This is a genomic window from Cetobacterium sp. 2A (assembly GCF_014250685.1).
Taxonomy (GTDB): Bacteria; Fusobacteriota; Fusobacteriia; order Fusobacteriales; family Fusobacteriaceae; genus Cetobacterium.
Map to the genome: position 1 here is coordinate 191,747 of NZ_JACFAJ010000001.1, position 12,444 is coordinate 204,190.

Annotated in this window: 16 protein-coding genes; 14 read left to right on the forward strand and 2 right to left on the reverse strand. The window is 30.8% G+C overall.

The window, feature by feature from the left end; translation table 11 throughout:
• The first annotated feature begins 193 nt into the window (after positions 1–193).
• Together H3N56_RS00925 and msrB are read left to right on the forward strand one after the other, a co-directional pair.
• Positions 194–583 carry a DUF1499 domain-containing protein gene (locus H3N56_RS00925; RefSeq protein WP_185879466.1) on the forward strand — a complete coding sequence of 130 codons (390 nt, stop codon included), beginning with the start codon at positions 194–196 and terminating at the stop codon, positions 581–583.
• Between the two features lie 27 nt (positions 584–610).
• On the forward strand, positions 611–1,042 hold the full coding sequence (gene msrB, locus H3N56_RS00930; protein WP_185879467.1) for a peptide-methionine (R)-S-oxide reductase MsrB: 432 nt from the start codon (positions 611–613) through the stop codon (positions 1,040–1,042).
• Positions 1,043–1,062: 20 nt separating this feature from the next.
• Here the strand turns inward: msrB and H3N56_RS00935 are convergent, their stop codons facing one another.
• Together H3N56_RS00935 and H3N56_RS00940 are read right to left on the reverse strand one after the other, a co-directional pair.
• Entirely contained in the window at positions 1,063–1,299 is a 237-nt protein-coding gene (locus H3N56_RS00935) for a succinylglutamate desuccinylase/aspartoacylase family protein (RefSeq protein ID WP_185879629.1), read from the reverse strand.
• Positions 1,300–1,965: 666 nt separating this feature from the next.
• Positions 1,966–2,820, reverse strand: coding sequence for a succinylglutamate desuccinylase/aspartoacylase family protein (locus H3N56_RS00940; protein ID WP_185879468.1), 855 nt, complete (start codon positions 2,818–2,820; stop codon positions 1,966–1,968).
• Positions 2,821–3,161: 341 nt separating this feature from the next.
• Between H3N56_RS00940 and H3N56_RS00945 the strand changes: the two genes are divergently transcribed.
• From H3N56_RS00945 to H3N56_RS01000, 12 genes are all read left to right on the forward strand, one after another.
• Positions 3,162–3,923: an energy-coupling factor ABC transporter permease gene (locus tag H3N56_RS00945; RefSeq protein WP_185879630.1), complete on the forward strand. Its 762-nt coding sequence runs from the start codon at positions 3,162–3,164 to the stop codon at positions 3,921–3,923.
• 65 nt (positions 3,924–3,988) lie between these two features.
• Positions 3,989–4,330, forward strand: coding sequence for an ethanolamine utilization microcompartment protein EutS (eutS, locus tag H3N56_RS00950; protein ID WP_185879469.1), 342 nt, complete (start codon positions 3,989–3,991; stop codon positions 4,328–4,330).
• Positions 4,331–4,332: 2 nt separating this feature from the next.
• Positions 4,333–4,758: a EutP/PduV family microcompartment system protein gene (locus H3N56_RS00955; protein ID WP_185879470.1), complete on the forward strand. Its 426-nt coding sequence runs from the start codon at positions 4,333–4,335 to the stop codon at positions 4,756–4,758.
• The gene (locus H3N56_RS00960; RefSeq protein ID WP_185879471.1) at positions 4,758–5,339 is read left to right on the forward strand and encodes an ANTAR domain-containing response regulator; all 582 of its coding nucleotides are present in this window, start codon (positions 4,758–4,760) and stop codon (positions 5,337–5,339) included. The genes H3N56_RS00955 and H3N56_RS00960 overlap by 1 nt, the downstream gene beginning before the upstream one ends.
• Positions 5,333–6,727: a sensor histidine kinase gene (locus H3N56_RS00965; protein ID WP_185879472.1), complete on the forward strand. Its 1,395-nt coding sequence runs from the start codon at positions 5,333–5,335 to the stop codon at positions 6,725–6,727. The genes H3N56_RS00960 and H3N56_RS00965 overlap by 7 nt, the downstream gene beginning before the upstream one ends.
• 104 nt (positions 6,728–6,831) lie before the next feature.
• A complete protein-coding gene (gene eutA, locus H3N56_RS00970; protein WP_185879473.1) occupies positions 6,832–8,256 on the forward strand; it encodes an ethanolamine ammonia-lyase reactivating factor EutA in 1,425 nt (474 codons plus the stop codon).
• Positions 8,257–8,276: 20 nt separating this feature from the next.
• Complete coding sequence (locus H3N56_RS00975) at positions 8,277–9,641, forward strand: ethanolamine ammonia-lyase subunit EutB (RefSeq protein ID WP_185879474.1); 1,365 nt, start codon at positions 8,277–8,279, stop codon at positions 9,639–9,641.
• A gap of 9 nt (positions 9,642–9,650) precedes the next feature.
• Positions 9,651–10,529, forward strand: coding sequence for an ethanolamine ammonia-lyase subunit EutC (gene eutC, locus H3N56_RS00980; protein WP_185879475.1), 879 nt, complete (start codon positions 9,651–9,653; stop codon positions 10,527–10,529).
• 11 nt (positions 10,530–10,540) lie between these two features.
• Positions 10,541–11,194 (forward strand): ethanolamine utilization microcompartment protein EutL, encoded by a 654-nt coding sequence (eutL, locus tag H3N56_RS00985; protein ID WP_185879476.1) that lies wholly within the window; start codon positions 10,541–10,543, stop codon positions 11,192–11,194.
• A gap of 10 nt (positions 11,195–11,204) precedes the next feature.
• A complete protein-coding gene (locus tag H3N56_RS00990) occupies positions 11,205–11,579 on the forward strand; it encodes a BMC domain-containing protein (protein WP_185879477.1) in 375 nt (124 codons plus the stop codon).
• A 5-nt stretch (positions 11,580–11,584) separates the two neighbouring features.
• Positions 11,585–11,869 (forward strand): ethanolamine utilization microcompartment protein EutM, encoded by a 285-nt coding sequence (gene eutM / locus H3N56_RS00995; protein ID WP_185879478.1) that lies wholly within the window; start codon positions 11,585–11,587, stop codon positions 11,867–11,869.
• 58 nt (positions 11,870–11,927) lie between these two features.
• Positions 11,928–12,443: a BMC domain-containing protein gene (locus H3N56_RS01000; RefSeq protein WP_185879479.1), complete on the forward strand. Its 516-nt coding sequence runs from the start codon at positions 11,928–11,930 to the stop codon at positions 12,441–12,443.
• Position 12,444 lies beyond the last annotated feature (1 nt).

The following is a 12,444-nucleotide window of genomic DNA, read 5'->3' on the forward strand; positions in this document are numbered from 1 at the left end:
TAATAGTAATATGAAGTTGTATTAATTTTTCTGAATCTAAACATCAGCTCAACCTCCTAAAAAATCTTATTAGTGAGTAATATATCACTTAAATTTAAAAAATACAAGTCCTATTTTCTAAATTATTATTTGACAAATTATATTTGTAAGGATAGACTCAAACTAGTAAGAAGAAAATAATAGGAGAAATTAAATGAAAAAAATATTATGTGCTTTATTTTTACCGCTTTCACTATCAATATTTAGTAGTCCTTGTCCAAACTCTCCAAATTGTGTAATATCAGATGAGAGTGATACTAAACATTATATTGAACCTATAAAATTTCAGAATCAAAATATCGAATCTGTAAACAAAGCTTTAGTTCAAGCAATAAAATCTTTAGATGGAGAAATTATAGAAAATAAAGATAATTATATAAAAGCAAAATTTCAAAGTAAATTTTTTAAATTTGAAGATGATGCAGAGTTTTATATAGATAAAGAAAAAAAAGTTATAGAAGTAAGGTCAGCAGCTCAAAGTGGATGGTATGATTTTAATGTGAATAGAAAAAGAATAGAAAAAATAAGAACTTTAATTAAATAAATCAGTATAAATGTAAGGGGTGATTGTATGGATGAGTTAAAGAAAAAATTGACTTCTATTCAGTATGGAGTGACTCAAAAAGAAAAGACAGAACCTCCTTTTGAAAATGAATATTGGGATAATGAAAAAGCTGGAATTTATGTAGATGTTGTTTCTGGAGAACCTCTTTTTTCATCTTTAGATAAGTTTGATTCAGGAACTGGGTGGCCTAGTTTTACTAAACCTATCATAGAAGAAAATATAACTATAAAAACCGATTTCAAATTATTTTTACCAAGAAAAGAAGTAAAAAGTAAATATGCAAATTCACATTTAGGGCATGTATTCAATGATGGCCCACAACCAACAGGAAAAAGATATTGCATGAATTCAGCTTCATTAAAGTTTATACCTTTAGAAAAAATGGAAGAATTAGGGTATGGAAATTTTTTAAAAATATTTAAAAAGAGCCAAGATTGATTTAAATCTTGGCTCTACTTTTATTTGTTATTTGTGTAGATAACTCTTCCTAAAGAATCACCAGGTTCACTGTATGGGTAATCTTTTATGCTGGCAACAACTCCATCATTATCAGTAATATATTCTTTGATTTTCTTTCCAAAAGCATCATACTGAACAAATAAAATATCGCCTTTTTTTACTTTATCCATAATTTGAACTTTATTTTCTACATATCCACCTTTTTCAGCTCTAATACGATTCCATTCATTTCCAATAAATGTTTATAGCAATAGGTAAGAATTTGAAATAATCGCTATCTTTTCCCCTGCTCCACACCGTACGTGATAGTTTCCCATCATACGGCGTTCCATCAATTATTATTTAATTGACTTGGGGCTATCCCTCCACTACTTATTATCATAGTTTCATTGGTACTGTGCCCCTACTCTCACAAGATTAAAGAAATTTCGTTATATTTATAACTTATATCCACCAACACCCTAACTGGCTTTTTGTTGTATCTTGCTTTCCACGTTCCATACTTCTTATCATTAAATTTACTTAGGTGGTTACTATGAGCCTGTAAGCTAGATACTGCCTATAACAGTATAACGATGTTCATAATGAAAAGTTTTACTAATCGTCACTTACACCACAATTTTGTGGCTACGACATTTCTATCGTATAGAATTTTAGACCCGTACACTCGCAACTTCGTCGGCATTTATTAATGCATTCTCACCATATAAATTTGACTCCCAATCTATTACTATCTCGACGGTTAAGTTCGCTTTTCCTTTGATTAGGGATAGTTCTCAATTGACTTTACCAGGCTTTAAACCGTGATATTTAGTTAGAATATCACCGCATACTGGAGATTAGAGAAGACGTTTCAGGTCGTTAATCCATCATTCCATCTTTCAGAAGTATAGTTAATAGCTTTATACTATATTACGTGTCACACTTTCATATTCTTTAATTTTTTCATTGGAAAGATTATTTGAATAAATTAGATTATTTAAAACTCCAGTAGTTGCTCTAGCAACAATATCTTTTTGTTGTGTTTCAGAAGTTCCAAGTTCAAAAGTAATTGCAGGAATGTTTGTTAATACATATGATGTTTCAACACTTCCCTTTTCACCTTCATCATCTTTTATAATATCGGCTCCAGTTAACATGGCCATTTGTTTTATTATAGGGTTTCTAAAATCTGCATATACAAATAATGGAAATTGATTTCCTTTTCCACCTGTATGTAGATCGATTACTCTATCAGCATTTTTTGATAATAAATTTTTCCAAATAAGAGTTGAATATTTTTGGTCAGAATTGGTATTTTTTTCTGAATCCATCTGTCTATTTAAATCAGAAGTTGTTTCACTCCCACCGCTAAATTTAAATCCTCTAGTATTGTTTAAAAGGCCAGAAGTATTCATTCCATGAACAATTGTAACTGTTCCTTTAACATTTTCTGGAGTAAGTTTTTCTTTTACTTTGTAGCTAGTTAAAATAGGATTTAATTCATTTCCATGTACTCCAGAGTTTATTAAAAATTTGTCTCCAGATTCTTTTCCTTTTATAATAGTTACTGGAATATACCAAGGATTACCTAAACTATTTTCGACACCTTGGAAATAAAATTCATAAATATTTCCTGCTTCTAAATCAGAAACATCTAAATTTGTTATGATGTTTTTCCCTAGAAATTTGTCTCCGGTATACTCAGTTTTTCCAAATGAAACCATAGATAAAGCGAGTGAAGCACTACTAATTAATAAAAATTTTGAAACTGTCATAATATCCCTCCCAAATTTTTGTATAAAAAAAAGCCTAACATTAACAAAAACAAGTTAAAGTTAGACTTATAGCGACAAAATAAAATTTAGAAAATAAAAAATTAGTTTGTTAGTCAATAATCAACTATGTTCAAGAATATAATATTTAAAATTTTTAATCTATTATTTCTTTCCCTTAGCATTTTTTGACCTCCTTTTTTTCTTATTAAGATGGATTCTATCAAAAATTAATTTCAAAGTCAATATTTATTTTTATTAAAAAAAATAAAAGATTTAAATTAGATATTAAGAATAAATATTTGTTAAATTTTAACTATGTCTATGATTAGGAGGCAGTAATTATGCATATGGAGAGTACTTTGATTTCAACAGTAGTTGGATCGGTATTTTATGTTTTAAGTGGTGGGACATTAGAATATTCAGTAAGGAAATTAAAAATAAAGGAAAATAAATTAATTTTGATGGGAGCTTCAGGAGCTTTTATTTTTGCATTACAAATGTTAAATTTTTCAATACCTTACACAGGATCAAGTGGTCATATCGGTGGAGGAATACTTTTAGCTGTGTTACTTGGTCCATATGCAGGATTTTTAACAATGAGCTTAATTTTATCAGTTCAATGCTTATTTTTTAATGATGGAGGATTATTAGCATTGGGGTGCAATATATTTAATTTAGGATTTTTTCCATGTTTTATTGGATATGAATTAATTTATAAAAAAATAGTAAAAGGTAAAATAGATACTAAAAAAATATGGATTGGAAGTATATTATCTGTTATGGTCTCATTAGAATTAGGAGCCTTCTTTGTAGCGTTGGAAACATTTATGTCTGGAAATTCTGAGATACTTTTTAAAGAGTTTTTAATGTTGATGTTACCAATACATTTGGCTATTGGGTTAGTCGAAGGAATTGTTACAGCGATAATTTTAAGGTTTATTTTTATAAAAAATTCTGATATTATGAAGAAAACGACGACAGCAACTTTATTGCTGGGATGTTTATTATTTGGTGGAATTTTTTCAAATTTTGCATCAAAACTACCTGATGGTTTAGAATGGTCAATTGAAAAAGCAAAGGAAAAAACTATAGGAATTAAATAGTTGAAAAAAGTAGATTCATGTGGATATACTTAAGATAGTAATTTTGTTTTGAAAGGATGATTTGAATGGAGAAAACAAGAGTAATACAGGAATATGTTCCTGGGAAACAAGTAACACTAGCGCATTTAATAGCACACCCGAGTAAAGATATTTATAAAAAATTGGGACTTATATCTGAAAAGACAGAAGCGATAGGAATATTGACTATTACTCCAGGTGAAGCAGCAATAATAGCTGCAGATGTTGCAACAAAATCCGGAGATATAGAAATAGGTTTTCTAGATAGATTTAGTGGAACACTTGTAATAAGTGGAGATGTTTCGAGTGTTGAAAGTTCGTTGGAGAGTATTTTGTCGTTTTTAGCATCTGTCTTACAATTTTCAACATGTAAAGTTACAAGGTCGTAGTTATGAAGTTAATGTTAATTGGCAGAACTGGGTCTGGAAAAACCACTCTAACTCAAAGAATTAATAACAGTGAAGTTATTGATCAAAAAACACAAATGACTACTTACGAAGGGAAAATTATTGACACTCCCGGAGAATATATTGAAAATAAAGGTTACTATGGAGCTTTAAATGTTATTTCATGTGATGCAGATGTGATAGGATTAGTTCAGGCATCAACTGATGATGCAACTATTTTTCCACCAAATTTTGCAACAATGTTTACTAATAAAAGGGTAATAGGGATAATTACCAAAGTTGATTTACAGGAAGATATAGAGAAAGCAGAACGCTTTTTAGAAAATGCTGGAGTACATAAAATTTATTTAGTTGGAAAAGAGGACGAAAATACAATTGAACAATTAAAAAATCTAATTGGGAGCATTTAATGAAGAGAAGAATAGTTATTGCAGAGGACGAAACTCTGACGAGAATGGATTTATCTGAGATGTTAACATTTTATGGATACAATGTAGTTGGGGAAGCATCAGATGGTTTTGAAGCTTTGGAAATATGTGAAAAAGAAAATCCTGATATAGTTTTATTAGATATAAAGATGCCTTTTATGTCAGGGCTTCAAGTTGCAAAAGTTTTAAAAGAGAAGAAGTTTAAAGGTTGTATTGTGATGTTGACAGCTTATAATATAAAAGATTATATAAAAGAGGCTACAGAATATTCTGCTATGGGATATTTATTAAAACCTGTAGAGGAAGGGACATTTATATCTCATTTACAGTTAATATACTCTAATTTTCAAGAAGTTATTAATCTTCGTGAAGAAGCAAGGAAAGCCAAAGAAAAATTGGAAGAACGAAAAAAGATAGAAAAAGCTAAGGGAATAATTATGAGTTCTAAAAATATGAGTGAAAATGAAGCATATGAACTTATGAGAAATATAAGTATGATAAAAAGAATAAATATGACAAAATTATCAGAAATAGTAATTTTAACAGGTGAATTAATATGTTGAAAAATTATTGCAAAATGTGTGCTACATTAACTAGTTCTGATATAGAAAAAATTGAAAGAGTGACAGAAACAGTATCCATTTTAAGTAATATTTTGAACATGGATGTTTTTATTGATTGTCCAACAAGAGACGAGGAAAAAGCTATAGTTGTTTATCATGCTAGACCTGAAACAAAAAGTTTATATTCTAAAAATATAGCGGGCGAAATTGCAGATTCTTATAGGGAACCTGCTGTATTTAGAAGTTTTATGACAGGACTTCCATCTAAACATTATAAAGCTTTGACACAGGAAAATGAGAATGTTTTACAAAATGTTGTTCCTGTATTAAACGATATTCAAGAAGTAATCGGTGTAATTATTATGGAGTGTTTAGAAAATCAGGAAAACAAATTTAATACAGAACTTTTTAATCAAACAGCCAATAAATTGATAGAGGGAATAGATGTTTCTAGATCTAAAATTCCAGAATTTGTAAAGGACGGAGTAGTTGTTTTTAATAAAGACGGATTTGTGACTTACGTAAACCAAGTAGCAAAAAAAATATATTCAAGTTTAGGTTTTTCAAAGACTATTATTGGAGAAAATTTTGAAAATATAACATTAACAAAGTCGAAATTAGAAAAGATTTTATATCAGAAAGATGAGGAATCTATTGATATTTCAATATCGGGTCTAATTTTAAATATAAGTTATTTTGTAACTTTTTTAGAGGAAAAAAATTCAAGTATAGTTATGATAATAAGGGATATAACTAAAGAAAAAAATAACGAGCAGGAATTAATTTTAAAATCTGTAGCTATAAAAGAGATCCATCATAGAGTAAAAAATAATCTACAAACTATCGCTAGTCTTTTAAGAATACAAAGAAGAAGAGTTGAAAATGACGAAGCAAAAAAAATATTAGAAGAAACTATAAATCGGATACTTAGCATCGCGATAACACATGAAGTTTTGTCTGATAATGGACTAGACAATTTAAATATAAAAAAAATAATTCAATTAATTTATAATAATTCTTTTGCTAATAGTATTGACAAAATTGGAAGAGTGGAGTTTAATATATTAGGAGATGATTTTAATATTAGTTCAGATAAAGCTACATCGATTGCTTTAGTAGTAAATGAATTATTGCAAAATGCTATCAACTATGCCTTTCCCAAAGAAGAGAATGGCAGGATAGATGTTACTATTGAAATGAAAAAATTCTATTCCAAAGTTAGTATTGTTGACAATGGAGTTGGCATCGACGAGGAAAGATATCGTGAAAATAGCTTAGGATTAATGATTGTAGAAAAAATTGTCAAAGATAAGCTTAAGGGAACGTTTAGTTTAGAAACCAAAGTCGGAAAAGGAACTAAAGTAGAATTTGAGTTTAAAAATGAATAGAGTAGTATACGAAGAAGTATATTAAAAAAGGCAATGAAGCCAAAGATGATAGGGATACCTATGCTCTTTGGCTTTTTTTATTCTCAATTTTCAGGAGGAAGTTGATGAAAGAAACTATTTTAAGTGTTGGAATTGACATAGGAACATCTACAACTCAGTTGGTATTCACTAAAATAACTTTAGAGAATATATCTTCTGGAGCCAGAGTTCCGCAGATTAGAATTATAGGAAAAGAAGTATTTTATAGAAGTGATATATACTTAACACCTCTAATAAGTCAAACAGAGATTGATGCTGAAAAGGTCAAAGAAATAATAAAAAATGAATATAAAAAGGCAGGAGTTAAGCCAGAAGAAGTATCTACTGGTGCAGTAATAATAACTGGAGAAACAGCCAGAAAATCAAATGCTAGAGACGTATTAAATGCTCTTAGTGGAATGGCAGGAGATTTTGTTGTTGCAACAGCTGGACCAGATCTTGAGAGCATAATAGCAGGAAAAGGATCTGGAGCTATGGATTTTTCTGAAAAAAATAATACGTCTATTTATAACTTCGATATCGGAGGTGGAACTACAAATATTTCACTTTTTGATTGTGGAGAAATAAAAGATACAACATGTTTGGATATCGGTGGAAGACTTATAAAATTCAAAGAAAATTCTTTAGAAATTATATATGTGTATGAAAAATATAAATTATTAATAGAAGAGTTAAATTTAAAAAGTTTGAGAGTTGGGCAAATAGCAGACGTGAAAGAATTAAATATACTTTGTAAAAGATTGGCAGAAATTTTATTAGAGGCAATTGGAGTAAAAGCTAAAACGGCCGATTATTTCGAGCTAGTTACAGATAGAGATTTTAGAGAATCCCCAGATTTAAAATTTGTAAGTTTTTCTGGTGGAGTTGCAGATTATATATATGGTGGCTTTGATGAGAAAGATTTTAAATATAATGATATAGGAATAATATTAGGGAGACAAATAAAGGAAAAATTTGATAGAGAGAATATAAATATAGTGAAACTTGGGGAGACGATTGGTGCAACAGTAGTTGGAGCAGGTTCGCACACCACAGAGATAAGTGGAAGTACAATAACGTATACAGAAAATCTTTTTCCAATTAAAAATTTACCAATTTTAAAATTGACATCAAATGATGAAAGTTTAATAGGTGAAGATTTTAAAAATAATTTGGAAAAAAAATTAAGTTGGTTTAAAACTCGAGATGGAAATCAAGAGATAGCAATAGGTCTTACAGGAAAAGCTAATATGAAATACAAAGATATAGAAATTTTAGCTGAAGGATTGTATGAAACTTTAAAAGATGCAACAAAAATTATTTTGGTTATTGAAAATGACATAGGAAAAGTGTTAGGTCAAACTTTATCTCTTAAATACTTGAATAAAATTCCAATAGTTTGTATAGATGGAATTAAAGTTTCAGATGGAGATTTTATAGATATAGGACAACCTTTAGGAAATGGGAGTGTACTTCCAGTGATAGTAAAAACATTGGTATTAAATTATTAATTAAGGAAGAGGTGAAATTAATGAGATTAAGTACAAAATTATTTGGCCATGAATATGACTTCAAATCTTTAAATGAAGTAATGGCCAAAGCAAATGAACAAAAGTCAGGAGATGAGCTGGCAGGTCTGGCTGCAACTACAACAAAAGAAAGAGTAGCTGCTAAGGAAGTACTTGCCAATATAACTTTGAAAGACTTGAAAGAAAATCCAGCAGTTCCGTATGATGAGGACGAGGTAACAAGAATTATAATTGATAGTTTAAATCTAAAAATTTATGACCAAATAAAAGATTGGACTGTTAGTGACTTAAGAGAATGGTTACTTGCGGAAGAAACACAGGATAGAGAAATTCAATGGATAAGAAGAGGATTGACATCAGAAATGATAGCTGCGGTAACTAAGCTAATGTCAAATCTAGATTTAGTCCATGCAGCACAAAAGATAATAGTTACAGCACATTGTAATACAACTATAGGTGGTAAAGGAATTTTAGCTGCTAGACTTCAACCAAATCATACAACTGATGATCCGGATGGAATAATGATTTCTTTATTGGAAGGATTGAGTTACGGTGTTGGAGATGCATTATTGGGACTAAACCCAGTAGACGATACTGTGGATAGTGTTATTAGAGTTCTTGAGAGATTTAATGAAATAAAAAATAAATGGCAAATACCAACACAGATTTGTGTACTTGCCCATGTAACAACACAAATGGAAGCTATAAGAAGAGGAGCACCAACAGATTTAATATTTCAAAGTATAGCTGGATCAGAAAAATCAAATGAAGCTTTTGGAATAAATGCTGCAATGATAGAAGAAGCTAGACAATTAGCTCTCAAAGAAGGAACTGCGGCAGGTCCAAACGTGATGTATTTTGAAACAGGGCAAGGATCTGAATTGTCATCAAATGGAAATCATGGTGTAGACCAATTGACAATGGAGTCAAGATGTTATGGGTTTGCAAAGAAATATAGTCCATTTATCGTAAATACTGTAGTTGGATTTATTGGACCAGAGTATTTATATGATAGCAAACAGGTAATAAGAGCTGGTTTAGAGGATCATTTTATGGGGAAACTTCATGGATTACCTATGGGAGTTGATGTTTGTTATACAAATCATATGAAGGCTGATCAAAACGATATAGAGAATTTAGCTGTCCTACTGACAGTTGCAGGATGTAATTATTTCATGGGAGTTCCAGCAGGGGACGATATTATGCTAAACTATCAAACTACTGGATATCATGACATACAGACATTAAGAGAAACACTAAATGTAAAACCAATAAAAGAATTTGAAGAATGGCTTGAAAAAACTGGAATTAGAAAAGATGGAAAACTTACTGAAATAGCTGGAGACGCATCAATATTTTTAAAGTAGGAGGAGAAAATGGTATCTGAAAAAGAGTTGAGAAATATAATTTCTCAGGTTCTTAAGGACATGGATAAAACAAAAGAACCTGAAAAAATAATAGTTGAAAGAGTTGTAGAGGGAGTTAAACCAAATTTAGATTTAGTGGATATAACTGAAGTAGATTTAAGGGAAGTAACTGAATTGAAAAATCCTGCTAACAGAGCAGAACTTATGAAATACAAGAAAAAAACTCCAGCTAGAGTTGGTATTTCAAGAGCTGGAACAAGATACACAACTAATACAATGTTAAGATTTAGAGCTGACCATGCCGCTGCTATAGATGCTGTATTTACAGATGTATCTGAAGAATTTTTAAAAAGAAACGATTTACTTGTAGTGAAGACTCAGTGTGAATCAAAAGATCAGTACATAACTAGACCTGACTTAGGAAGAAGAATTTCTCCAGAAGGTATCAAAATAATAGAGGAAAAATGTAAAAAAAATCCAAAAGTTCAAGTTTGTATAGCTGATGGGTTGAGTTCAACAGCAATAGAAGCAAATATTGAAGACACATTACCGGCTTTATTAAATGGTTTAAAATCTTATGGAATTGATGTAGGAACACCTCTATTCATAAAATATGGAAGAGTTGGATCTGCAGATGAAGTATCAGAATTGGTTAATGCAGAAGTTACTTGTCTTTTAATAGGAGAAAGACCTGGATTAGCTACTTCAGAAAGTATGAGTGCTTATATTACTTATAAGGCATACATTGGGATTCCTGAATCGAAAAGAACAGTAGTTTCAAATATTCATAAAAATGGAACTCCTGCGTCGGAAGCTGGGGCACATATAGCCCATATTATTAAAAAAATATTGGAAGCTAAAGCAAGTGGACAAGATTTAAAACTTTAACGGAGGGAAAAATGACTAATGATCCTTTAAAGCCAAGTGTATTAGGGGTTAAATTAATTCCTAATGTAGACGATAAAATGGCAGAAGAACTAAAATTACCACATGGTTATAAAAGTATTGGAATCGTAACAGCGGATTGTGATGATGTAACTTATACAGCATTGGATCAAGCTACGAAAATGGCAGAAGTAAAAGTTGTATATGGAAAGTCTTTCTATGGTGGAGCAGCTAATGCAAATACAAAATTAGCTGGAGAAGTAATTGGAATAATTGCAGGACCAACACCTGCAGAAGTAAGAAGTGGATTATCAGCAATAGTTGATTTTATAGAAAATGATGCATGTTTTTATAGTGCAAATGAAGATGATACTATAGCTTACTATGCTCACTGTGTTTCTAGAACAGGGAGTTATTTATCAGCAACAGCAGGAGTAGCAGAAGGAGAAGCTTTAGCATATCTTGTAGCTCCTCCACTTGAAGCAATGTATGCTTTAGATGTAGCTCTTAAAGCTGCGGATGTTAAACTAACTGCATTCTTCGGGCCACCAACAGAAACTAACTTTGGAGGAGGCCTGTTAACAGGAAGTCAATCAGCATGTAAAGCGGCTTGTGAAGCTTTTGCAGATGCTGTAAAATTTGTGGCTCAGAATCCAACGAAGTTTTAAGGAGTAAGATATGAGAGCATTAGGAATGATAGAAACAATAGGAATTGTCGGAGCTATTGAAGCGACAGATGTAGCTTTAAAAACAGCTGATGTCGATGTTGTTAACAGACATCTAATAAAAGGTGGAATTGTTACAGTAGAAATAACTGGAGATGTGGCTGCTGTTAAAGTTGCTGTTGAAGCTGGAACAGAAGCAGCTAAAAGATTAGGTGTTCATGTTAGAAGTCATGTTATAGCGCGACCAAGCGATTTTATAGCTGAACTTATAGAAAAACCAGTACCACCAGTTGTTGTGATAGAAGAAAAAAAACAAGAAGTAATTGAGGAAATCAAAGAGGTTATAGAATTAATAGAAGATAAAAAAAATAATAAAAAAGGGAGATGAGCTAAATGGCAACATTAAACGCATTAGGAATGATAGAAACTAAAGGATTAGTAGCAGCAATTGAGGCAGCAGATGCAATGGTAAAAGCTGCTAACGTAACATTAATAGGAAAAGAAATGGTAGGAGGAGGACTTGTAACTGTTATGGTAAGAGGAGACGTTGGAGCAGTAAAAGCGGCAACAGATGCTGGAGCTGCGGCAGCAGATAGAGTTGGAGAACTATTATCAGTTCATGTAATTCCAAGACCTCATTCAGAAGTTGAAATTTTATTACCAAAATCAATTAAATAACAAAAATAATAGGTGACAGCTATCAAAAGCTGTCACCTATATTTAAAGGATGATTTTTATGAAGACCATTATAGTGGCAGAATTTAAAGATATTCCAACGGGAATATCTAGTTTTGATAACATATTAAAAAATTTTAATTTAGAAATATATAAGGCTGCTGTTACTTGTCCAGGAAAATATTTTTTTATTTTATATGGTGATAATGAATCTATAAAAGAGGCAATGGAAAGTTTGGAAAATTTGGCTAAAGTTCAGATTATTTCTGGAGTATCTGAAGAGATTGTAGAGATTTTATCGGGAAAAAGAAGAGCTGAATTAGAAAATTCTATTGGAATAGTAGAGTTTTGGAATATACCTGATAGTGTAAAATCTTTGGATCTTGTGCTTAAGAGTACTAATGTTAAACTTTTAAAGCTTGTACTAGGATGGGGAACAGCAGGAAAAAGTTATTATGTAATAACTGGTGATACCAGTTCAGTAGAAGAAGCGGTAGTTTTAGTCACAGGATTATTTAAATATAAAGATAAAGCGGTAATTAATAACCCATATGAAGGAATACTAAAGCATATTTAAT

Excerpts from the sequence above, each read along its gene's own strand:
- H3N56_RS00925 (WP_185879466.1), top strand. The coding sequence starts at position 194 with ATGAAAAAAATATTATGTGCTTTATTTTTACCGCTTTCACTATCAATA.
- eutM (WP_185879478.1), top strand. The coding sequence starts at position 11,585 with ATGGCAACATTAAACGCATTAGGAATGATAGAAACTAAAGGATTAGTA.
- eutS (WP_185879469.1), top strand. The coding sequence starts at position 3,989 with ATGGAGAAAACAAGAGTAATACAGGAATATGTTCCTGGGAAACAAGTA.
- H3N56_RS00955 (WP_185879470.1), top strand. The coding sequence starts at position 4,333 with ATGAAGTTAATGTTAATTGGCAGAACTGGGTCTGGAAAAACCACTCTA.
- H3N56_RS00960 (WP_185879471.1), top strand. The coding sequence starts at position 4,758 with ATGAAGAGAAGAATAGTTATTGCAGAGGACGAAACTCTGACGAGAATG.
- H3N56_RS00975 (WP_185879474.1), top strand. The coding sequence starts at position 8,277 with ATGAGATTAAGTACAAAATTATTTGGCCATGAATATGACTTCAAATCT.
- H3N56_RS01000 (WP_185879479.1), top strand. The coding sequence starts at position 11,928 with ATGAAGACCATTATAGTGGCAGAATTTAAAGATATTCCAACGGGAATA.
- H3N56_RS00990 (WP_185879477.1), top strand. The coding sequence starts at position 11,205 with ATGAGAGCATTAGGAATGATAGAAACAATAGGAATTGTCGGAGCTATT.
- eutA (WP_185879473.1), top strand. The coding sequence starts at position 6,832 with ATGAAAGAAACTATTTTAAGTGTTGGAATTGACATAGGAACATCTACA.
- msrB (WP_185879467.1), top strand. The coding sequence starts at position 611 with ATGGATGAGTTAAAGAAAAAATTGACTTCTATTCAGTATGGAGTGACT.
- eutC (WP_185879475.1), top strand. The coding sequence starts at position 9,651 with ATGGTATCTGAAAAAGAGTTGAGAAATATAATTTCTCAGGTTCTTAAG.
- H3N56_RS00945 (WP_185879630.1), top strand. The coding sequence starts at position 3,162 with ATGCATATGGAGAGTACTTTGATTTCAACAGTAGTTGGATCGGTATTT.
- eutL (WP_185879476.1), top strand. The coding sequence starts at position 10,541 with ATGACTAATGATCCTTTAAAGCCAAGTGTATTAGGGGTTAAATTAATT.
- H3N56_RS00940 (WP_185879468.1), bottom strand. The coding sequence starts at position 2,820 with ATGACAGTTTCAAAATTTTTATTAATTAGTAGTGCTTCACTCGCTTTA.
- H3N56_RS00965 (WP_185879472.1), top strand. The coding sequence starts at position 5,333 with ATGTTGAAAAATTATTGCAAAATGTGTGCTACATTAACTAGTTCTGAT.